Source organism: Pseudomonas sp. IT-93MI4 (genome assembly GCF_949767635.1).
Lineage (GTDB): Bacteria > Pseudomonadota > Gammaproteobacteria > Pseudomonadales > Pseudomonadaceae > Aquipseudomonas > Aquipseudomonas putida_A.
Genome location: NZ_CATKPP010000005.1, coordinates 12,651 through 33,199 on the forward strand (window position 1 = coordinate 12,651; position 20,549 = coordinate 33,199).

The 20,549-nt window shown below is 60.5% G+C and carries 15 protein-coding genes; 6 read left to right on the forward strand and 9 right to left on the reverse strand.

Annotation, left to right across the window (positions count from 1 at the left end):
• The first annotated feature begins 26 nt into the window (after positions 1–26).
• A complete protein-coding gene (locus ACM6I7_RS04220) occupies positions 27–185 on the forward strand; it encodes a hypothetical protein (RefSeq protein ID WP_003224520.1) in 159 nt (52 codons plus the stop codon).
• A 41-nt stretch (positions 186–226) separates the two neighbouring features.
• On the opposite strand, the gene ACM6I7_RS04225 is transcribed toward ACM6I7_RS04220, so the two are convergent.
• Complete coding sequence (locus ACM6I7_RS04225; RefSeq protein WP_027613723.1) at positions 227–739, reverse strand: MgtC/SapB family protein; 513 nt, start codon at positions 737–739, stop codon at positions 227–229.
• Between the two features lie 123 nt (positions 740–862).
• Here ACM6I7_RS04225 and ACM6I7_RS04230 point away from each other — a divergent pair, with 123 nt between their 5' ends.
• The 3 genes from ACM6I7_RS04230 to mapR all read left to right on the forward strand — a co-directional run bounded on the left by ACM6I7_RS04230 (position 863) and on the right by mapR (position 4,288).
• Positions 863–1,111: a DUF3203 family protein gene (locus ACM6I7_RS04230; protein WP_027613724.1), complete on the forward strand. Its 249-nt coding sequence runs from the start codon at positions 863–865 to the stop codon at positions 1,109–1,111.
• A gap of 195 nt (positions 1,112–1,306) precedes the next feature.
• On the forward strand, positions 1,307–2,737 hold the full coding sequence (gene ccoG, locus ACM6I7_RS04235) for a cytochrome c oxidase accessory protein CcoG (RefSeq protein WP_414888014.1): 1,431 nt from the start codon (positions 1,307–1,309) through the stop codon (positions 2,735–2,737).
• Between the two features lie 141 nt (positions 2,738–2,878).
• Entirely contained in the window at positions 2,879–4,288 is a 1,410-nt protein-coding gene (gene mapR / locus ACM6I7_RS04240; RefSeq protein WP_008087199.1) for a GntR family transcriptional regulator MpaR, read from the forward strand.
• A gap of 134 nt (positions 4,289–4,422) precedes the next feature.
• On the opposite strand, the gene ACM6I7_RS04245 is transcribed toward mapR, so the two are convergent.
• The 8 genes from ACM6I7_RS04245 to ACM6I7_RS04280 form a co-directional block, all read right to left on the reverse strand.
• On the reverse strand, positions 4,423–5,169 hold the full coding sequence (locus tag ACM6I7_RS04245; protein ID WP_007968514.1) for an SDR family oxidoreductase: 747 nt from the start codon (positions 5,167–5,169) through the stop codon (positions 4,423–4,425).
• 243 nt (positions 5,170–5,412) lie between these two features.
• The gene (locus ACM6I7_RS04250) at positions 5,413–7,494 is read right to left on the reverse strand and encodes a putative bifunctional diguanylate cyclase/phosphodiesterase (RefSeq protein WP_027613727.1); all 2,082 of its coding nucleotides are present in this window, start codon (positions 7,492–7,494) and stop codon (positions 5,413–5,415) included.
• Positions 7,495–7,782: 288 nt separating this feature from the next.
• Positions 7,783–9,252, reverse strand: a complete 1,470-nt coding sequence (locus ACM6I7_RS04255; RefSeq protein ID WP_414888015.1) for an efflux transporter outer membrane subunit — start codon at positions 9,250–9,252, stop codon at positions 7,783–7,785.
• Complete coding sequence (locus ACM6I7_RS04260) at positions 9,249–12,356, reverse strand: efflux RND transporter permease subunit (protein WP_414888016.1); 3,108 nt, start codon at positions 12,354–12,356, stop codon at positions 9,249–9,251. Before ACM6I7_RS04260 ends, ACM6I7_RS04255 begins: the two co-directional genes overlap by 4 nt.
• 142 nt (positions 12,357–12,498) lie before the next feature.
• Positions 12,499–15,594 (reverse strand): MdtB/MuxB family multidrug efflux RND transporter permease subunit, encoded by a 3,096-nt coding sequence (locus tag ACM6I7_RS04265; protein ID WP_150368082.1) that lies wholly within the window; start codon positions 15,592–15,594, stop codon positions 12,499–12,501.
• Positions 15,591–16,898: an MdtA/MuxA family multidrug efflux RND transporter periplasmic adaptor subunit gene (locus ACM6I7_RS04270; RefSeq protein ID WP_414888017.1), complete on the reverse strand. Its 1,308-nt coding sequence runs from the start codon at positions 16,896–16,898 to the stop codon at positions 15,591–15,593. Before ACM6I7_RS04270 ends, ACM6I7_RS04265 begins: the two co-directional genes overlap by 4 nt.
• Before the next feature lie 175 nt (positions 16,899–17,073).
• A complete protein-coding gene (gene tpx / locus ACM6I7_RS04275; protein ID WP_027613732.1) occupies positions 17,074–17,574 on the reverse strand; it encodes a thiol peroxidase in 501 nt (166 codons plus the stop codon).
• Between the two features lie 216 nt (positions 17,575–17,790).
• Positions 17,791–18,267: a hypothetical protein gene (locus ACM6I7_RS04280; protein ID WP_414888018.1), complete on the reverse strand. Its 477-nt coding sequence runs from the start codon at positions 18,265–18,267 to the stop codon at positions 17,791–17,793.
• 770 nt (positions 18,268–19,037) lie between these two features.
• On the opposite strand from ACM6I7_RS04280, the gene ACM6I7_RS04285 reads away from it, so the two are divergent.
• Both ACM6I7_RS04285 and ACM6I7_RS04290 read left to right on the forward strand, forming a co-directional pair.
• Positions 19,038–19,463, forward strand: coding sequence for a YciI family protein (locus ACM6I7_RS04285; RefSeq protein ID WP_027613733.1), 426 nt, complete (start codon positions 19,038–19,040; stop codon positions 19,461–19,463).
• A gap of 294 nt (positions 19,464–19,757) precedes the next feature.
• Positions 19,758–20,549 carry a hypothetical protein gene (locus tag ACM6I7_RS04290; protein WP_027613734.1) on the forward strand — a complete coding sequence of 264 codons (792 nt, stop codon included), beginning with the start codon at positions 19,758–19,760 and terminating at the stop codon, positions 20,547–20,549.

Genomic DNA, 20,549 nt, shown 5'->3' on the forward strand with positions numbered 1-20,549 from the left:
GCCATGTGCCACACGGAGGTCTACAGATGAACATCCCGATCCCGGCCGAAACGCCTGATCCGAACATCGACAAACCCACCCTGCCCGAGACCGAGCCACAGCCGATCCCCGAGCAGGAACCCCCAGGCACCACGCCACCGCCGAAGGAAGAGCCGCCGACGACGATGCCCCCCGTCATCGTCTGAGCACCCAGCCGATCGTTCCCATCCATCATGAGAACGATCGGTTACAGGTGCTGGTTTTTCTCCCCATCCTTCTCAAACATCCTGACCACCCGTGGCATCACGCTGAAAATCCCCAACGCCAACAAAGTGCTGAGCAGCGCCGTCGCTTCCCTGCCCAACCCGGCCGCCACGCCGATCGCCGCCGTCATCCACAACCCGGCTGCCGTGGTCAGTCCTTTCACATGCCCTTCGTCACCTTCCTGATTCTTCAAAATCGTACCGGCACCGAGAAAGCCGATCCCGGCGATCACTCCCTGCAAGACCCGGCTCATCGCATCGGATTCAGCCCCTGAGGTCTGCGGCACCAGCACAAACAGCGCCGCCCCCAACGCCACCAGCATGTGCGTACGCACCCCGGCAGCCTTGCCCTTGTGCTCGCGTTCGAAACCGAGAATTCCGCCCAGCACCGCCGCCATCAACAGGCGCACGGTGATGCGCGTCAGTTGCGAGGCATCGCCGACATCGGCGAACTCCGCTTGCAGCGTCACCCACACTTCATGCCACCAGGCGTTCATCGCTCCCTCCTTTCTTATTGGTCGTTAGTGGATGGACAGCAGCGACCATTAATCAGTTGCGCAGAACGATCGGCAAAGCGCGCGCCCTAACCTTTCAGGTACTCATGAAAAAAGGACAGCCTCATGCCCGTTCGAATCGATGAATCCAATCCCGAAGCAAAAGTGTGTTTTTTCACCGTCGAAAATGGTGAAGAAATTCGTATCTGCGACACGCTGGAAGTCAAAACCGATAGCGAAAAAGCCATGTCGTTCGTTGAGATTGAAGGCCGGCGCGTTTACATCACCGAAGCAGAGGCGGATGCCTTGACCGTCGCCGGCGCGAAAGACGGTCGCAAGCACCTGAAGGCCGACGAGAGTGATTCGGTGATTTGACTGACCCGGATCAACATCCGGCGCAGACGCCTGCGATAGGCGTTTGCGCCTGCGCCTGCGGGCTGCTTCAAGTTGTCGCAGGATGTGTACCAAACGCCATCTGATACGCTTTTTATTCAAATAGCTGAGTCTGTTATGCAAACAGATCGGCGCTCATAGTTCGTCCGCCTGATGGAGGCTGATGAGCGAATGACCATGAGCGAACAAATCCCCGTCCGAACCGTAGAAGCAAGCCCCACCATAAAAAATGTGCCTGGTCGCCCGATGAAGGCGAAGGCCGGCTCCACCGACAATCACATCCACACCCGCAGTTTCACCGGCCTGTTCCGCACCTTGCGCATCAGCGGCGCGGGCTTTCTGTTTCTGCTGTTCTTCGGCACCGTGTGGCTGAACTGGGGCGGTCGTCAGGCCGTGCTGTGGGACTTGGCCGAAAGCAAATTCCATATCTTCGGCGCGACCTTCTGGCCACAGGATTTCATCCTGCTCTCGGCGCTGCTGATCATCGCCGCGTTCGGTCTGTTCGCCATCACCGTGTTCGCTGGCCGGGTCTGGTGTGGTTACACCTGCCCGCAGAGCTCGTGGACATGGATCTTCATGTGGTGCGAAAAAGTCACCGAGGGCGAACGCAACCAGCGGATCAAACTGCAAGCGGCGCCCTGGGGCCTGAACAAACTGGCCCGGCGCGCGGCCAAGCACACTCTGTGGCTGGCGATCAGCGTGATGACCGGACTGACGTTTGTCGGCTACTTCACGCCGATCCGGCCGCTGGCCGAAGAGCTGTTCACCCTGCAGATCGGCGGGGTCAGTCTGTTCTGGGTGCTGTTCTTCACCGCCGCCACTTACATCAACGCCGGTTGGCTGCGCGAAGCGGTGTGCATGCACATGTGCCCGTATGCGCGGTTCCAGAGCGTGATGTTCGACAAAGACACTTTGGCGATTTCCTACGACGTCGCCCGTGGCGAAAACCGTGGCCCGCGCAAACGCGACGTGAAACCCGCCGAAGCCGGCCTGGGTGATTGCATCGATTGCCAGTTGTGCGTGCAGGTCTGCCCGACCGGCATCGACATCCGCGACGGCCTGCAGATGGAATGCATCGGCTGCGCGGCGTGCATCGACGCCTGCGATTCGATCATGGACAAAATGAACTACCCGCGCGGCCTGATCCGCTACAGTTCCGAACGCGAATTGCAGGGCGGCAAGACCCATCTGCTGCGGCCTCGGCTGATCGGTTACGTCGCGGTGCTGCTGATGATGATTGGCGCCCTGGCGCTGGCCTTGGTCGAACGGCCAATGGTCTCGCTGGACGTGACCAAGGATCGCGGGCTGTTCCGCGAGAACGGTCAGGGCCAGATCGAGAACATCTACACCCTCAAGGTCATCAACAAGACCCAACAGCGTCAGGACTACCACCTGAGCCTGGTGGACGGCGACGGCTTCCAGTTGCAGGGCAAGACCGAACTGAGCCTGGCGCCGGGGGAGATTGTCGATGTGCCGGTATCGGTGGCGATGACCACCGAACGTCCGGCCAGCAGCTCGCAGACCTTGAGCTTCAAGATCGCCGACAGCAACGAGCCCGAGATTTATAGCGTGGCGAAAAGCAGGTTTGTGGCGCCGATGAATCGCTGATCCCTTAGACTGCGGCGCGGCCATTCGCGAGCAGGCTCGCTCCCACAGGGTTTTGTGGACACTGATATCCAGTGTGGGAGCGAGCCTGCTCGCGAATGAAGGCACCGCGGTCTTCCAGAATGAACCCAACCCGGACCCAAGATGAAACGCTACGAAAAATTCGCCGACGACATCGCTGAACTGATCCGCTCCGGCGTGCTCGGCCCCGGGCAACGGGTGCCGTCGGTGCGCTACGCCAGCCAGACTTACGGGGTCAGCCCGTCCACGGTGTTCCAGGCCTATTACCTGCTGGAACGTCGCGGTCTGATCCGCGCACGGCCGCGCTCCGGTTACTTCGTCAACACCCACGCACCGAGTCCGTTCTCGGAGCCGGTGATCAGCAGCCACGTCAACGACTCCACCGAAGTCGACGTCAGCGAACTGGTGTTCTCGGTGCTGGAATCGATCAAGGATCCGAGCACCGTGCCCTTCGGCTCGGCGTTCCCCAGCCCGACCCTGTTCCCGTTGCAACGGCTGTCACGTTCGCTGGCCAGTGCGGCGCGGGAGATGGACCCGCGCATGGTGGTCACCGACATGTCGCCGGGCAATCCGCAACTGCGCCGGCAGATCGCTCTGCGCTACATGGTCGGCGGGCTGATGCTGCCGATGGAAGAACTGCTGATCACCAACGGCGCCCTCGAAGCGCTGAACCTGTGCCTGCAAGCGGTGACCGAGCCGGGCGATCTGGTGGCCATCGAAGCCCCGGCGTTCTACGCCAGCCTGCAAGTGCTGGAGCGCTTGAAACTCAAAGCCGTGGAAATCCCCGTGCACCCGCGCGACGGTATCGACCTCGGCGTGCTCGCCCAGACCCTGGAGCGCCATCCGATCAAGGCCTGCTGGTGCATGACCAGTTTCCAGAACCCGATGGGCGCGACCATGCCCGAGGCGAAGAAACAGGAACTGGTGGAACTGCTGCGCCGGCATCAGGTGCCGCTGATCGAGGACGATGTCTACGCCGAACTCTATTACGGTCAGCAGGCACCGAAACCGGCCAAGGCCTTCGATACCGAAGGGCTGGTGATGCACTGCGGTTCGTTCGCCAAGAGCCTGGCCCCCGGCTACCGCATCGGCTGGGTCGCCGCCGGGCGTTACGCACAGAAAATCGAACGGCTGAAACTGATGACCTCGCTGTGTGCCTCGATGCCGGCGCAAGCGGCCATCGCCGACTACCTGCAACACGGCGGCTACGACCGCCATCTGCGCAAACTGCGCTACGCCCTGGAAGAACAGCAAAGCGCGATGCTCGCAGCGATTGCCCGCTATTTCCCGGCGCAGACCCGCGTTAGTCAACCGGCCGGCGGCTATTTCCTGTGGCTGGAACTGCCACCGCAGATGGATTCGTTGAAGTTGTTTCAGATGGCGTTGGCGCAGGGCATCAGCATCGCGCCGGGGCCGATTTTCTCGCCGACTCAGCGGTTCAGGAACTGCATTCGCCTGAATTACGGCAGCCCGTGGACCGAGGATTCGGAGAAGGCAATGGAGACGTTGGGGCGGATTGTGCGGTCGTTCTGACAGCCCTGTGTTGTCTGGGCTATTGCCTTCGCGAGCAGGCTCGCTCCCACCCTGGATTTGTGCAGGACACAGAACCAATGTGGGAGCGAGCCTGCTCGCGAAGAGGGCCGACCTGACAGCGAAACTCTCTGGACTTAACGCCCTCCACCCAAATCAACAAACGTCCCGGTCGCATAAGAAGCCTTGTCCGACAACAACCAGACAATCGCCTCCGCCACTTCATCCGGGCGCCCGCCCCGGGCCATCGGGATCGCCGATTCAAGCTTGCTGACCCGATCCGGATCGCCACTCAATGCATGGAAATCGGTATAGATATAGCCCGGACGCACCGCGTTGACCCGAATCCCCTCACCCGCCACTTCCTTGGACAGACCGATGGTGAAGGTGTCGAGCGCACCTTTGGACGCGGCGTAGTCGACGTACTCGTTGGGCGAGCCCAGGCGCGCGGCGACCGAGGAGACGTTGACGATGCTGCCGCCCTGCCCGCCGTGCTTGGGCGACATGCGCAGGATCGCGTGCTTGGCGCAGAGGATCGGCGCCAAGACGTTGGTTTTCATGATTTTGAGAATGCGGAATTCGGACATTTCATCGACCCGCGACTTGTGCCCGACGGTGCCGGCATTGTTCACCAGCGCGGTGACCCGCCCCAATTCGGTGTCGACCCGCTGAAACAGCGCGATCACTTCGTCTTCGATGCTGACATCGGCGCGTACCGCAATGGCTTGCGCCCCCAGCGCCCGCACTTGCTCCAGCACGCTTTGCGCGGCCTGTTCATCCGACTGATAGTTGATGCAGATCCGATAGCCCTGCCCGGCAGCCAACAACGCCGTAGCGGCGCCAATTCCGCGCCCGCCACCGGTGATTACCATGACTTTATCCATGCTGGCCCTTCCCCCCAATGCACACGTAACAGTCGGGTTGAAGAATAACCGCCATTGGGCGGTTTTGCATGGGCTCTGTCAAAGACAAAACCCTGCATGGGACTGAGATGTTTTTTGTGGCGAGGGAGCTTGCTCCCGCTCGGCTGCGAAGCAGCCGTGATTCCGGGCAACACAGTAAAACCGAGTAAAAACGAGGCCGCTTCGCGCCCCAGCGGGAGCAAGCTCCCTCGCCACAGAATGCAGTCAGACTGCCGCCAAAGCCTCTCCACGGGCAATGTTCTGCATGAACGCGTCCGCCGGCATCGGATGGCCCAACAGATAGCCCTGCAACGAATCACAGCCCAACTGCGTGAGGAAGTCCTGCTGTACGCCAGTCTCCACGCCCTCGGCAACAATGCGCAAACCGAGTGCCTGCCCCAGCGCCACAATCGCCGAGACGATGGCCGCGTCATCGCTGTCATGCTCCAGATCGCGGACAAAACCGCGGTCGATCTTCAGCTCGTTGGCCGGCAAACGCTTGAGGTACATCAGGCTCGAATAACCGGTGCCGAAGTCGTCGATCGACAGGTCGACGCCCATGTCGGACAACTCCTGCAACACCTTCATGCTCGCATCCGCGTCGCTCATGGCCGTGGTTTCGGTGATTTCCAGGGTCAGGCTGTTGGCCGGCAGGTGGTGGGTCGCCAGCGCCTTGGCCACGCTCTGCACCAGCCCCGCGTGGCAGAACTGCAAGGCCGAGAGGTTCACCGCAATGCGCCAGTCGGTGTAACCGAGCACGTACCATTCGCGCATCTGCCGGCAAGCTTCGTTGAGCACCCATTCACCGATGGCGATGATCAGGCCGGTCTTCTCTGCCAGATCGATAAATTTGTCGGGCAGCAACATGCCCTGGGTCGGATGCTGCCAGCGCAGCAGCGCTTCGGCACCGACCGGACGACCACTGATGGCGTCGAATTTGGGCTGGAAATACAGGCTGAACTGACTGTGTTCCAGCGCGGCGCGCAGATCTTGCAATAGCTGCAGCTGCTTGCGCGCGTTGCTGTTCATCGAAGCATCGAAGAAGCTGTAACCGTTTTTGCCGCTGCCCTTGGCGTGATACATCGCCGCGTCGGCATTCATCAGCAGTTCCTGGGCGCTCAGGCCGTTGCCCGGGTACAGGGCAATGCCGACGCTGGCAGAAATCTGCAAGTCGTGCTCGGCCACGCGGAACGCCTGACCGAGCAACCCGACCTGACGCGCGGCCAGCCCCAGAGCATCGTCGGGTTCGCTCAGACGCACCAGCAGCACGAACTCGTCGCCGCCAATTCGCGCGAGCGTATCCTGACTGCGCAGATCTTCGCGCAGGCGCACCCCGACTTCACGCAGCAACTGGTCACCCATGTGGTGGCCGAAGGCATCGTTGACCGGTTTGAAACCGTCCAGATCGATAAACATCAACGCAAAACAACCGCCCTGCTCCTCGACCTTCTTCATCGCCTGATTGATCCGGTCGTCCAGCAGCATGCGGTTCGGCAGGCCGGTCAGAGTGTCGTGCAATGCCAGTTGCGTCAGTTCACGGTTGGCTAGGGTCAGCGAATGCGCCAGATCGGCGGTACGCGCTTCAAGGCGCGCATCGAGAATCGAAGTGAGCAAGGCGATCGACAGCACCGCGAGCGTGGTGATCAGCACCAGATTGTCGAGGCCGTTGCCCTTGAGGCCGTCGAGCGTTGCACCGCAGAAACTGCCGTCAGGAAATTGCGCGGCGGCCATGCCGGTGTAGTGCATGCCGACAATCGCGATGCCCATGATCACTGCCGCACCACCACGAATCAGACGCACATAAGGCGAGTGCTGGCGCAGGCGGAAGGCGATCCATAACGCCGCCGCCGAGGCCCCGACCGCGATCAGCAATGAGGCGCCGAACAGGGTCGGGTCGTAATCGATGCCAGGCGTCATGCGCAGCGCGGCCATGCCGGTGTAATGCATTGCACTGATGCCGGCGCCCATGACCAAAGCGCCAAAGGCCAATTGCCAAATCGGCAGTTTCGGCTGGCTGACCAGCCACAGGGCAAACCCGCAGGACAGCACGGCAATCAGCAGCGACAGCGCGGTAATCGCAATGTCGTAGCCCAAGTCGATCGGCAGCTTGAAGGCCAACATGCCGATGAAGTGCATCGACCAGACGCCGACCCCCATCGCCAGTGCACCGCCGGCCGTCCAGAAATGCACTGCGCGCCCACGGGCGCTGGCGATGCGCCCGGTCAGATCGAGCGCGGTGTAGGACGCGAGGATCGCCACACACAAAGAAATGAAAACCAGGGTGAAGGAATAATTACCGATGAGCATGAAGATTCTCGCGACCACCCGCGCCGTACTGCGTCCATTCTCGGCCGGGCAAATGCGGCGATTGTACTGATTGCGCAGAAGAACGCACTGACAAAGTAATCATTTTGCCATCAAGCCGATGAAACGCTTGTTTGATGGTTTTGCGAGGCTCTGGCCCGGGCCTCGTTCCCAGGATTCCGGCAATCAGCGCGATTGATGTGGGAGCGAGCCTGCTCGCGAAAAAGCCAGCACGTTCATCGCAGATATCGACCGACCTGACGCCTTCGCGAGCAGGCTCGCTCTAACGGATCAGCGATTGTCGCTGACATCGAGTTGTCCGTCCCAGCCGCCACCCAGCGCCGCAATCAATTGCACACTGGCGATCAAGCGGTTCTGCAGAATGTTCAGCACAGTTCGCTCGTTGCTCAGCGCCGTGGCTTGCACCACAACCACATCGATGTAGGCAATCAACCCGGCCTTGTACTGGTTCTGGGTCAGGCGCAGCGAGTCGCGTGCAGCATCCAGTGCTTCCTGACGCACCGCCGCCTCGTCTTCATACACCTTCAGTTGCACCAGATAGTTTTCCACTTCGCGGAAGCCGTCGAGCACGGTCTGGCGATACTTGGCGACGGTCTGGTCATACACCGCCTCGGTACGGTCAACCTCGGCCGAACGAATACCACCGTCGAATATCGGCAAATCCAGTTTCGGCCCGACCGACCAGAAACGGTTCGGCAGCGTTAAAAGATTTTTCGAGGTACTGCTGCTGTAGCCGCCGCTCATGCTCAGGGTCAGGTCGGGGTAATACGCGGCTTTGGCTACGCCGATATTGGCATTGGCGGCGATTACCGAGCGCTCCGCCGAAGCGATGTCCGGACGCCGCTCCAGCAGTTGCGAAGGCAGACTCAAGGGAATCTGCGGCAGATTCGGAATGTTCTGGGTTTCAGCGATGCTGAATTCGGCCGGCGCCTGCCCGGTGAGCACGGCGATGGCATTTTCAAACTGCGCCCGCTGCCAGATCAGGTCGACCAGATCGGCCTGAGTGGTTTTCAACTGGGTCTGCGCCTGCGCCACCGCATCGCGCCCGGAAATCCCGGCGCGGTACTGGTTCTGGGTCATTTGCAGGGATTTTTCGTAGGCCGCGACGGTGGCTTCGAGCAGGCGCTTCTGCTGGTCGATGACCCGCAGTTGCAAGTAATTCTGCACCAGCTCCGACTGCTGGCTCAGGCGCATCGCGGCCAGATCGGCGAAGCTCGCCTGGGCGCTGGCCTCGTTGGCTTCCAGACCTCGGCGCAATTTGCCCCAGATATCAGCCTCCCAACTCACACCCAATTGCGCGTTGTAGGTGTCACGAATGCCGCTGGCGGAACTGCTCAGGCTTGAGCTGCTGCTGCCGGTGCCTTGGCTCGACCGGGTCTTGCCCACGCTCAGGTCGACACTGGGATAAAACGCTCCACGGGCACTCCGCACCAAGGCCTGGGCCTGACGAAACTGGGCTTCGGATTGCGCCACGGTCTGGTTGGAACTGTTGAGTTTTTCGATCAGACCATTGAGTTGCTGATCGCCATACAACTCCCACCAGGCACCGCGCGCCAGCGAGTCACTCGGATTGGCCTGACGCCAGCCCTTGGCCTCCTTGTATTGCGCGACCTCGGCGGTCTGCGGACGCTGATAGTCCGGGCCTACAGCGCAGGCACTGAGCATCGCCACGCACAGCGACAGGCTTAACAGGCGCGAGCCGCGCGCAGTGGCCAGATTGAGAAGCGAACGGTCAGTCATAGCGGAGTTTCCAGAGCGGCGTCAGTACGCACGCCACGCCACTTGTTGAAGCGGTGGCGCAGCTTGTCGAGATAGAGGTAAACCACAGGCGTGGTGTAAAGGGTCAGGACCTGGCTGAAGATCAGGCCGCCGATAATGGTCAGGCCCAACGGCTGGCGCATTTCTGCGCCTTCCGCGCGGCCGAGCAGCAACGGCAAGGCGCCGAGGATGGCCGCCAGGGTGGTCATCAGAATCGGCCGCAGCCGTTGCAGGCAGGCGCTGCGGATCGACTCCAGCGGCGACAGGCCTTGATGGCGTTCCAGTTGCAGCGCCAGGTCGATCATCAGGATCGCGTTTTTCTTCACCACCCCGATCAACAGGAACAATCCGAGCAGCGAGATCAGGCTGAACTCGCCGCCCAGTGCATAGATCGACAGCAACGCACCGACCCCGGCCGACGGCAAGGTCGAAAGAATCGTCAGTGGGTGAATGTAGCTTTCATACAGCACACCGAGCACTAGATACACCGCCAGCAACGCGCCGAGGATCATGAACGGCTGACTCTTCTGCGTGGCGGCAAAGGCATCGGCGGTGCCGGCCATTTTCGCGATCACGTCTTCCGGCAGACCGACCTTGGCAATCGCCCGCTCGATCGCGGCACTGCCCTGCTCCACGGTCACGCCTTCAGCCATGTCGAACGCGATGCTTTCGGAGGCGAACTGGCCTTCGTGGCTGACGCGGTCGTCTTCCAGGCTGTTTTCGTAATGGGCGATGGTCGACAACGGAATCCGCGCACCGTCAGCGGTAATCACCTGCACCTGATTGAGCGTCACCGGATCCTGCGCGTATTTCGAATTGACCTCCATCACCACCTGATACTGGTTGAGGCTGTCGTAGATCGTCGAAATCTGCCGCTGGCTGTAGGCGTTGTTCAGCACCGCCGTGACCATGTTCATGTCGACCCCGAGGCGCTTGGCCTGATCGCGGTCGACAATCAACGTCACCTGCTGCGCGCCGCGCCCCTCGCGGGCATCAATGGCGGTCAGCTCGGGCAGTGCGCGCAGCGCGGTCACCACTTTCGGGTACCACTCGCGCAACGCCCCCAGATCGCCGCTTTGCAGGATGTAGCTGTATTGCGAGGTGGTCTGCTCGCGACCCCCGCCGAATTGCAGATCCTGATCCGCCATCAGCATCAACTGGGCGCCGGGCACCTTGGGCATTTCCTTGCGCAGGCGTTCGATGACTTTCTGCGCCGACAGGTTGCGCTCCTTGATCGGCTTCAGGCGTACCAGCATGAACGCGTTGTTGGTGCCGTTGGTGCCGCCGATGAACCCGGCGACGCTTTCCACTGCTTCGTCCTTGAGCACGGCGCGGCGGAAGGTTTCCATTTTCGGCTGCATCACGCTGAACGACAGACCGTCGTCACCCCGGACGAAACCGATCAACTGGCCGGTGTCCTGCTGCGGCATGAAGGTCTTCGGCACCACCACGTACAGCGCGACGTTGACCCCGACCGTAATGATCAGGCTGAGCAAAGTCAGACGGCGGTGGCGCAGCACCCAATCGAGGCTGGTCGCGTATTTGCCGACCATCCAGTCGTTGGCGCGACGGCTCCAGCGTTGCAGGCGGTTTTCCTGGCCCGGCGTTTGCGGCTTGAGCCAGCGCGCGCAGAGCATTGGCGTCAGGGTCAGCGAGACCACCAGCGAGACCACGATGGCTGCTGCCAGGGTGATGGAAAACTCGCGGAACAGGCTCTCGACAATCCCGCCCATGAACAGGATCGACAGGAACACCGCCACCAGCGACACGTTCATCGACAGCAGTGTGAAACCGACTTCCTTGGCCCCGAGATAGGCGGCCTGCATCGGTTTCACGCCTTCGTCGATGTGCCGGGAAATGTTCTCCAGCACCACGATGGCATCGTCCACCACCAGTCCGGTAGCCAGAATCAGCGCCATCAGCGACAAGTTGTTCAGCGAGAAGCCATAGAGGTACATCACCGCAAAGGTGCCGACCAGCGACACCGGCACCGCCAACGTCGGAATCAGCGAGGCGCGGAAATTACCGAGAAACAGGAACACCACCAGAATCACCAGCGCCACGGCGATCAGCAGGGTCATTTCCGCTTCGTGCAGCGTGGCCTTGATCACCGGCGAGCGATCCATCGCCAGGTTCAGCTTGACGCTGGCCGGCAGTACCGCCTGCAACGCCGGCAACTGCGCCTTGATCTCGTTGACCGTCTCGATGATGTTGGCGCCGGCCTGGCGGTTGATCACCAGCAGCACCGCCGCGTCATCGTTGAAGAAGCCGCTGTTGTAACGGTCTTCGACGCCGTCGCTGACCTTGGCCACGTCCTTCAGGCGCAGGGCCGCACCGTCCTTGTAATGGATGATCAGCGACTCGTAATCCTTGGCCTTCTCCAACTGGTCGTTGGCCTGGATCTGCCACAGGCGCTCGCCGTCTTCGACCGAGCCCTTGGGCCGGCGCACGTTGGCCCCGGCGATGGTCTTGCGCACATCGTCGAGCGCCACGCCGTACTGGTTCAGCGCCTGCGGTTCAAGTTCGATACGCACCGCCGGCAGCGAACTGCCGCCGATCTGCACTTCACCGACACCCTGCACCTGGGACAGGCTCTGCGAGAGGATGGTCGAGGCCAGGTCATAGAGCTGGCCTTTTTCCAGCACATCCGAAGTCAGCGACAGCACCATGATCGGCGCCTGCGACGGGTTGACCTTCTTGTAGGTCGGCATGCTGCGCATCCCGCTCGGCAACAGGTTGCGTGAAGCGTTGATCGCCGCCTGCACTTCCCGCGCCGCGCCGTTGATATCACGGTCGAGGTCAAATTGCAGAATGACCCGGGTCGAACCCTGGCTGGAACGGCTGCTCATGGTGTTGACGCCGGCAATCGCCCCGAACGAGCGCTCCAGCGGCGTCGCCACCGTGGACGCCATCACCTCGGGACTGGCGCCGGGCAGACTGGCCTGGACCACGATCACCGGGAAATCCATTTGCGGCAGCGGCGACACCGGCAACAGACCGAAACTGACACCGCCCAGCAGCATGATCGCCAGACTCAGGAGCATGGTCGCGACCGGGCGCTTGATGAAAGGACCGGAGAGGTTCATTGACCAAGATCCTTACTTTCACCGCACTCCCCTGTAGGAGTGAGCCTGCTCGCGATGAGGTCGGCACATTCAATATCGATAGGGACAGACACACCGCTATCGCGAGCAGGCTCACTCCTACAAGGGGTATGTGTACGGATAGTCATACCGATACCTCTTCGGCATTGGTCTTGCCAAAGCGCCGACCGAGGCGGTCGAAATACAGGTAGATCACCGGTGTGGTGAACAGGGTCAACACCTGGCTCACCAGCAAGCCGCCGACCATCACCAGACCCAGTGGTTGACGCAACTCAGCCCCGGAACCAGTGGCGAGCATCAACGGCACCGCGCCGAACAATGCTGCCAGAGTGGTCATCAGAATCGGCCGGAAGCGCAGCAGCGCCGCCTGATAGATCGCCTGCTCCGGCGCCATGCCCTGGGTGCGTTCGGCGTCGAGGGCGAAGTCGATCATCATGATCGCGTTCTTCTTGACGATACCGATCAGCAGGATGATGCCGATGATCGCGATCATCCCCAGGTCATTGCCGCTGAGCAGCAACGCGAGCAAGGCGCCGACCGCCGCCGACGGCAGGGTCGAGAGAATGGTGATCGGGTGGATGTAACTTTCGTAAAGCACGCCGAGCACGATGTACATGGTCACCACCGCCGCCAGAATCAGCAGCAAGGTGCTCGACAGCGAGGCCTGGAACGCTTCGGCCGCGCCCTGAAACTGGGTCTGCACGCCAATCGGCATGCCGATGTCCTTCTGCACCTGATCGATGATATCCACCGCATGTCCCAGCGCCACACCGGGAGCCAGGTTGAACGACATCATCACCGCCGGGAACTGGCCGATGTGGGTGATCGCCAGTTGCGCCTGACGCTCCTCGACATGGGCCAGGCTCGACAGACGCACCTGCGCACCGTCAGTGGTCTTGACGTGAATCTGATCCAGCGCCGCCGGGCCGATCTTCTCCCCGGCCTGCGCCTGCAGCACCACGCGGTACTGGCTGGCCTGGGTATAAATGGTCGAGATTTGCCGCTGGCCGAAGGCGTCATACAGCGCATCGGTGATGTTCTGCACCGAAACACCGAGGCGCGAAGCCGCATCGCGGTCGATCACCAGATAGACCTGCAAGCCCTTGTCCTGCAAGTCGCTGGCGACGTCGGTCAGCTCCGGACGCTGGGCCAAAGCCTCGACCAGACGCCCGCTCCACTGGCTGAGCAGCTCGGCATCCGGTGAGGACATGCTGAACTGGTACTGGGTGCGGCTGACCCGATCCTCGATGGTCAGATCCTGCACCGGCTGCATGAACAGGCGGATACCGACCAGTTTGTCCAGTTGCGGTTGCAGGCGCGCGATCACCTCGGTGGCGCTCAGGTCACGCTGGCCGTGGGGTTTGAGGTTGATCAGCAAGCGACCGCTGTTGAGCGTGGCGTTGTCGCCGTCGACACCGATGTAGGACGACAGGCTCTCCACCGCCGGATCTTCGAGAATCACCTTGGCCAGCGCCTGCTGGCGCTCGCCCATGGCGGCGAAGGAAATCGACTGCGGCGCCTCGGAAATGCCCTGGATCACCCCGGTGTCCTGCACCGGGAAAAAGCCCTTGGGCACCACCATATAAAGGAACACGGTCAGCGCCAGCGTACCGATAGCCACCAACAGGGTCAGCGGCTGGTGTTTGAGCACCCACTGCAACTTGCGCCCGTAGGCGGCGATCATCCAGTCGATGAAGCCGCCGCTGGCCCGGTAGAAGCGGCCCTGCTCGTGGGCTTCCGGCTCACGTTTGAGCAAGCGCGCGCACATCATCGGCGTCAGAGTTAGCGAGACCACCAGGGAAATCAGGATCGCTACCGCCAGAGTGATGGCGAACTCGCGGAACAGCCGTCCGACCACGTCAGCCATGAACAGCAGTGGAATCAGTACCGCGATCAGCGACAGGGTCAGGGAGATCAGGGTGAAGCCGATCTGCTTCGCGCCTTTGAGCGCCGCCTGCATCGGGCTGTCACCCTCCTCGATGAAGCGCGCGATGTTTTCCAGCATCACGATCGCATCGTCGACCACAAAACCGGTGGCGATGGTCAGGGCCATCAAGGTCAGGTTGTTGACCGAGAACCCGGCGAGATACATCACACCAAACGTACCAATCAGCGACAGCGGCACCGCCACCGACGGGATGATCGTCGCGCTGGCACGCCGCAAAAACAGGAACGTCACCATCACCACCAGCGCAATGGCGATCAGCAGTTCGTGCTGCACGTCAGTCACCGAGGCGCGGATGGTCTGGGTGCGGTCGGTGAGTACGGTGACATCGAGCCCGGCCGGCAGGTTGTCGGTGATGCTCGGCAGCAACGCCTTGATCCGGTCGACCACCTCGATCACGTTGGCGCCCGGCTGACGCTGGATATTGAGCAGCACTGCCTGATTCTGGTTGGCCCACGCGGCGAGACGTTCGTTCTCCGCGCCGTCGACGATTTCCGCCACATCCTTCAGACGCAACGGCGCGCCGTTCTTGTAGGCGAGGATCAGGTTGGCGTAGTCCTTGGGCGACGTCAGCTGGTCGTTGGCATCGAGCATCGAGACCCGGGTCGGGCCGTCGAAGTTACCTTTCGGCTGGTTGACGTTGGACGCGCCAATCAGCGTGCGCACGTCTTCCAGGTTCAGGCTGTTCGCCGCGAGGGCTTCCGGGTTGACCTTGATCCGCACCGCCTGCCGCTGGCCGCCGGCAATGCTGACCATGCCGACGCCGCTGATCTGGGCGATCTTCTGCGCCATGCGCGTATCGACCAGATCATTGAGCTTGGGCAGGAGCATGGTTTTCGAGGTGATCGCCAGGGTCAGCACCGGGGTATCCGCCGGGTTGACCTTGTTGTACACCGGCGGCGCCGGCAAGTCGGTCGGCAGCAGGTTGGTCGCGGCGTTGATCGCGGCCTGCACCTGCTGTTCGGCGACGTCCATGTTGATGTCGAGGCTGAAGCGCAGGGTCAGCACCGAAGCGCCGCCGGAACTGGTCGAGGCCATTTGCGTCAGGCCCGGCATCTGCCCGAACTGGCGTTCGAGCGGCGCGGTGACGGCACTGGTCATCACGTCCGGACTGGCGCCGGGGTACAGGGTCATGACGCGAATGGTCGGATAATCGACCTGCGGCAATGCCGAGACCGGCAGCAGGCGATAAGCAATCAGGCCGGCCAGAACAATGGCCAGCATGCTCAGGGTGGTGGCTACCGGACGGAGGATGAACAGCCGCGAAATGTTCATGCGCCCTTCTTGGCCTTGTCAGCCGCGGCGGCGTCCGGTGCACTGGCGGCGGGTTTGCCCTGCAGGTGCCCGGTCGGGGTGGTCGGCACGTCATTGCTGTCGTTGACCACTTCCACTTCGCTGCCTTCCTTCAGGCGGTCGGTGCCTTCCAGCACCACGCGATCGCCCGCGGCGAGGCCTTCGGTGACCACAGTGTTGGTGCCGTCACTGGCGCCGATCTTCAGTTGGCGGATGGTGACTTTCTTGTCGCCGTCCAACGCGTAAACGAACGTGCCGTTGGTGCCGAATTGAATCGCCGCCGACGGTGCCAGTACCACGCCTTTCAAGGTATCGGCCAGCAGATGGACGTTGACGAACTGATTGGGGAACAGCGACTGGTCGCGGTTATCGTAACGGGCCTTGAATTTCAGGGTGCCGGTGGCGACGTCAATCTGGTTGTCGAGGCTTTGCAGCACGCCGCTGGCCTGGATTTTGGTATCGCCGCGATCCCATGCCTCGGCCGGCAGTTTGGCGCCGCTGTGGTAGCGCGCCAATACGGTTTCGAGACTGTTTTCCGGCAGGGTGAAGACCACGCTGATCGGTTGGGTCTGAGTGATCACCGCAAGGAACGTGGTGTCGTTGGCGGCGACGAGGTTGCCGACGTCGACCTGACGCAGACCGACGCGACCGGCAATCGGTGCACGGATCTTGGTGAATTCGAGATTGAGCTTGGCGTCGTTGACCGCCGCCTGATTGGTCTTGACCGTGCCCAGGTACTGGCCGACCAGCGCTTCGGCGGTGTCCAGGGTCTGCTTGGCGATGCTGTCTTCCTTGTACAGGCCGCGATAACGCTCGACGTCGACCTGTGCGTTTTTCAACTGCGCCTGATTCTGCAGCAAGGTGCCTTCAGCCTGGAGCAAGGCGTTCTGGTACGGACGCGGATCGATCTCTGCCAGCAGGTCGCCGGCCTTGACCATCTGCCCTTCCTCGAAATTGATCTTCACCAGTTCACCGCCGACCCGGCTGCGCACGTTGATGGTGTTGAGCGCAGTCACCGTGCCCAGTGCCTTGTAATACAGCGGGAAGTCGCCCGTGACCGCCGGCGCCACACGCACCGGAATCGGCCCGGCCGCGCCACCGAAGCCCGGCCGCATCATCCCCGAACGTCCGGCATGGCCGCTCGCCGCCTTGTCAGCGCCCTCCTTGTGGGCCGAACCGGCGGGCCAGAATTTCCAGCACAGGACGGCGATGACCAACAGGACGAGCAGGCTGATCAGCCAGCGACGGGAGTTGCGAGGGGACAATTGCATGGATTGATTAACCATTGGGCGCGTGGGCTTCTTTTACGGGAGGCTGAACGATAAGCACTGATCGGATTTAAGCAAAGCAGCTTTACCGGCAATTTACCTTCAACTTACGTTTCAAGGTGTGAGGCAAAACACTGATACACAAATGAAAACGGCCTGGACAGGGCCAGGCCGTTAACAATTGTAAAAGCGCTTATTTCAGAACGGCGAGTGCTGCGTCGTAGTTCGGCTCTTCAGCGATTTCCTTGACCAGCTCGCTGTGCAGCACGTTGTCGTTCTCGTCCAGCACCACCACGGCGCGGGCGGTCAGGCCTTTGAGCGGGCCTTCAGCGATGGCTACGCCGTAGTTTTCGATGAATTCGGCACCGCGCAGGGTCGACAGGTTCTGCACGTTTTCCAGGCCTTCGGCGCCACAGAAACGGGCTTGGGCGAATGGCAGGTCAGCCGAGATGCACAGCACCACGGTGTTGGCCAGTTCGTTGGCCTGAGCGTTGAACTTGCGCACCGAGGTGGCGCAGGTCGGGGTATCAACGCTTGGGAAGATGTTCAGCACTTTGCGCTTGCCGGCGAAGTCTTTCAGGGTGACGTCGGACAGATTGCCGGCAACCAGGGAAAAGGCTGGCGCCTTGGAACCGGCTTGTGGCAACTGGCCGTTGACTTGAACCGGGTTGCCCTTGAGGGTGACTTGAGCCATGACTTTAGTCCTTCTTAACGTGGTTATTGAGCATGCAAGAGGCCGAAGTTAACCACGAAATTGTCCGACGACCTATGCCCTGACTGAAAATTGTCAGGGGCCTGCGCAAAAAATTGTATACAACCCACCTCTCCTGTAGGAGCTGCCGCAGGCTGCGATCTTTTCATCAAGATCAAAAGATCACAGCTTCGTTTCACTGACAGCTAAAAGAATTGGTCAGTCGGGCATGGATCGGATGATGTCGGCAAGATCATCCTTGGTTATTTCATTGGCCTTGATAGCAGCGGCAATATCGGTTTTGGAGAGCGGAAACCGTTTGAAAATTTCTTTCAAGGTTTCCTCATCAACATTGGTCAGCCACAGCGGATCTATAAATGAACCGCCATACTCAGGCTTCATGGGTACTTCTTCGTGTGCAATTGCACCTTTATGATTGAGATACACCACATAACCGTCATGCCCTTCAGGAAAGCTTTTATCGTGATAAAGGGTAGTACCCAAAGGCAGGACATAGTAATTCTCGTCGCCATTTGGCCCTTCAATCAGCAACGGTTCTTTAGTTTTGAGCATTTTCATATTGTGTCCCTTCGCAATATCGCCAAAAATCAGAAAAGCCAAAAAAATCGCATTGACGGATAAAACTGCCACCAGCCATAGGCCAAGACGTCTATTTGTAAACATTTTTCTTATCATGGGGGGCCTCGGTATTCGCTTCGAGCATGGCTTGTAAATCCGCAGGCATGAAAATACCGTCCTTCGGACTACTTTGCGTACGCGCTGCCTGTCTTTCGATGAAAGAAAGACCTCGCATCTCATTGAATTTCGCCGGGTTCTGCACAATTGACTTTCCCGAAACCTTTGCTCCTGCAATTGTCACGGTTGTGCAGTTATTCGTGGTCGGATGATAGGTGTAACTCCACTGAATAGTCGGAGCTGCCCCCTTCGGTTTCCGGACGAAGAGGTGGCAGCTGTACGCAGGTTGGAAACCCGGGCAGCGGCGACCCGGACGACCCGAAGGTCCCCCGCGCACAGCCGCCATAACGGAGTGCACACATTCGAAGTGCGCAAGGATACGTTATGAAAGGCGTGTACGCGCCACTAATACCCATCGGGGTTTCCAGTCCCGGTCGCTGAATTGGCAGCGACGAGCACAGGCTAGAGACCCGACGTCCGACGGACAACCTGAAAACCTGGTGGGAACGTTCCGCAAAATCGAAACAACGTTTAAACATCCTGAATTGAAATATGCACGGGGAGCTGCCGAAGGCTGCAATCTTTTGATATTGGTTTTTAACGACAAGATCAAAAGATCGCAGCCTGCGGCAGCTCCTACCTTGGCAGTGCAGCGTGTCGGATTGCGTTTGTTAAAGCGCAGCTTTGCGTCTTTTATTCAGACACCTGTCGATTCATGCGCGGCCCATTCGACTAAACCATGAATCCCCCCATTCCCTGGAGAAACCACCATGCGATTCATGATCCTTGTCAAAGCCAGCGCCGACTCCGAAGCCGGCATCATGCCCAGTGAAGAGCTGATCACCGCCATGGGCAACTTCAACGAAGAACTGGTCAAGGCCGGCATCCTCATCGACGCCGATGGCCTGCACCCGAGCAGCAAAGGCGCCCGCGTGCATTTCTCCGGCGACAAACGCACCGTCATCGACGGCCCGTTCATCGAGACCAAGGAGCTGGTGGCCGGCTACTGGATCTGGGAAGTGAAATCGAAAGAAGAAGCCATCGAATGGGTCAAGCGCTGCCCAAACCCCATGCCGGGCGACTCTGATATCGAAATCCGCCAGATCTTCTCTGCCGAAGATTTCGGCGCCGAATTCACCCCCGAAGCCCGAGCGCAGGAAGAGCGGATCCGCGAACAAGCAAAGAAAAACGGATAAACCCTGCCCCTGTAGGAGCTGCCGCAGGCTGCGATCTTTTGACGTTGACCTTAAAGAGCAAAATCAAAAGATCGCAGCCTGCGGCAGCTCCTACAGGGGCGAAAAATCTTGACGCCCACCTTTAATGTGACTCTGTAGACAAAACCAAAGAATTAATCCCTTCGACTGGCTAACTCCCCATTAGCTGCTAGCGTCATTCAGACGTGTCCTACAGGCTTGATAAGAAAGGGAATACGTCCAACGGCCGAGAAGCGCCGGGACGTCCATGCAGTAGCCACCAGGGAAACGGGGATCATGTCGAAAAAACTGGGGATTCACGCCTTGCTGCTGGCGAGTTCGCTGGCGCCTGTGTTTTGTGCTCTGGCGAATAACGCCGAAGAGGCCAACAAAAGCAACAACCCGCTGAACCTGGCGCCCGGCGCCAACCTGCAGGATTACTACACACCGAAGCTGTTCGACAGCAACCTGCACACCAACGATGCTTTGCTGCGCGGCACGTTGCCGATTGCGCCCAACGATGTCATCGGCGTGCCGCAGTTGTTGCGCGCAACCATGCCGATCAGCACCCGCCCCGATCCGCACGGCGGCTACAGCACCGGCATCGGCGATCTCAATCTGTTCGACATTTTCCTGCTCAAGACCGACGGCGTGCAGTTGGGCATCGGCCCGCAGATCACCGCGCCGACCGCTGCCGAGGATGAATTGGGCACCGGTAAATGGCAGGCCGGCCTCGCTGCGGTAGCGATCGATTCGTCGCCGCGCGGCTTGCTCGGTGCGCTGGTGCAGTACCAGAGCTCGTTCGCCGGCGACCACGACCGTGCCCACGTCGAAACCGCAACCATGCAGCCGTTCATCATCCATAACCTGGAAAAAGGCTGGTATCTGCGCTCCACCGGCACCTGGACCTTCGACCTGAAGAACAACACCCACTACATCCCGATCGGGCTGGGTGCGGGCAAGGTCTGGAAGTCCGGCAGCAACATTCTCAACGCCTTCCTCGAACCGCAGTGGACCGTCGAACGCAAAGGCGATGGCGTGCCGCAGTTCACCCTGTTCGCCGGGATCAACGTGACATTCGGAAAATAA

What these genes read in the sequence shown, in the direction of transcription:
- ACM6I7_RS04220 (WP_003224520.1), top strand. Translation starts at nt 27, where the DNA reads ATGAACATCCCGATCCCGGCCGAAACGCCTGATCCGAACATCGACAAA.
- ACM6I7_RS04225 (WP_027613723.1), bottom strand. Translation starts at nt 739, where the DNA reads ATGAACGCCTGGTGGCATGAAGTGTGGGTGACGCTGCAAGCGGAGTTC.
- ACM6I7_RS04230 (WP_027613724.1), top strand. Translation starts at nt 863, where the DNA reads ATGCCCGTTCGAATCGATGAATCCAATCCCGAAGCAAAAGTGTGTTTT.
- ccoG (WP_414888014.1), top strand. Translation starts at nt 1,307, where the DNA reads ATGAGCGAACAAATCCCCGTCCGAACCGTAGAAGCAAGCCCCACCATA.
- mapR (WP_008087199.1), top strand. Translation starts at nt 2,879, where the DNA reads ATGAAACGCTACGAAAAATTCGCCGACGACATCGCTGAACTGATCCGC.
- ACM6I7_RS04245 (WP_007968514.1), bottom strand. Translation starts at nt 5,169, where the DNA reads ATGGATAAAGTCATGGTAATCACCGGTGGCGGGCGCGGAATTGGCGCC.
- ACM6I7_RS04250 (WP_027613727.1), bottom strand. Translation starts at nt 7,494, where the DNA reads ATGCTCATCGGTAATTATTCCTTCACCCTGGTTTTCATTTCTTTGTGT.
- ACM6I7_RS04255 (WP_414888015.1), bottom strand. Translation starts at nt 9,252, where the DNA reads ATGACTGACCGTTCGCTTCTCAATCTGGCCACTGCGCGCGGCTCGCGC.
- ACM6I7_RS04260 (WP_414888016.1), bottom strand. Translation starts at nt 12,356, where the DNA reads ATGAACCTCTCCGGTCCTTTCATCAAGCGCCCGGTCGCGACCATGCTC.
- ACM6I7_RS04265 (WP_150368082.1), bottom strand. Translation starts at nt 15,594, where the DNA reads ATGAACATTTCGCGGCTGTTCATCCTCCGTCCGGTAGCCACCACCCTG.
- ACM6I7_RS04270 (WP_414888017.1), bottom strand. Translation starts at nt 16,898, where the DNA reads ATGGTTAATCAATCCATGCAATTGTCCCCTCGCAACTCCCGTCGCTGG.
- tpx (WP_027613732.1), bottom strand. Translation starts at nt 17,574, where the DNA reads ATGGCTCAAGTCACCCTCAAGGGCAACCCGGTTCAAGTCAACGGCCAG.
- ACM6I7_RS04280 (WP_414888018.1), bottom strand. Translation starts at nt 18,267, where the DNA reads ATGATAAGAAAAATGTTTACAAATAGACGTCTTGGCCTATGGCTGGTG.
- ACM6I7_RS04285 (WP_027613733.1), top strand. Translation starts at nt 19,038, where the DNA reads ATGCGATTCATGATCCTTGTCAAAGCCAGCGCCGACTCCGAAGCCGGC.
- ACM6I7_RS04290 (WP_027613734.1), top strand. Translation starts at nt 19,758, where the DNA reads ATGTCGAAAAAACTGGGGATTCACGCCTTGCTGCTGGCGAGTTCGCTG.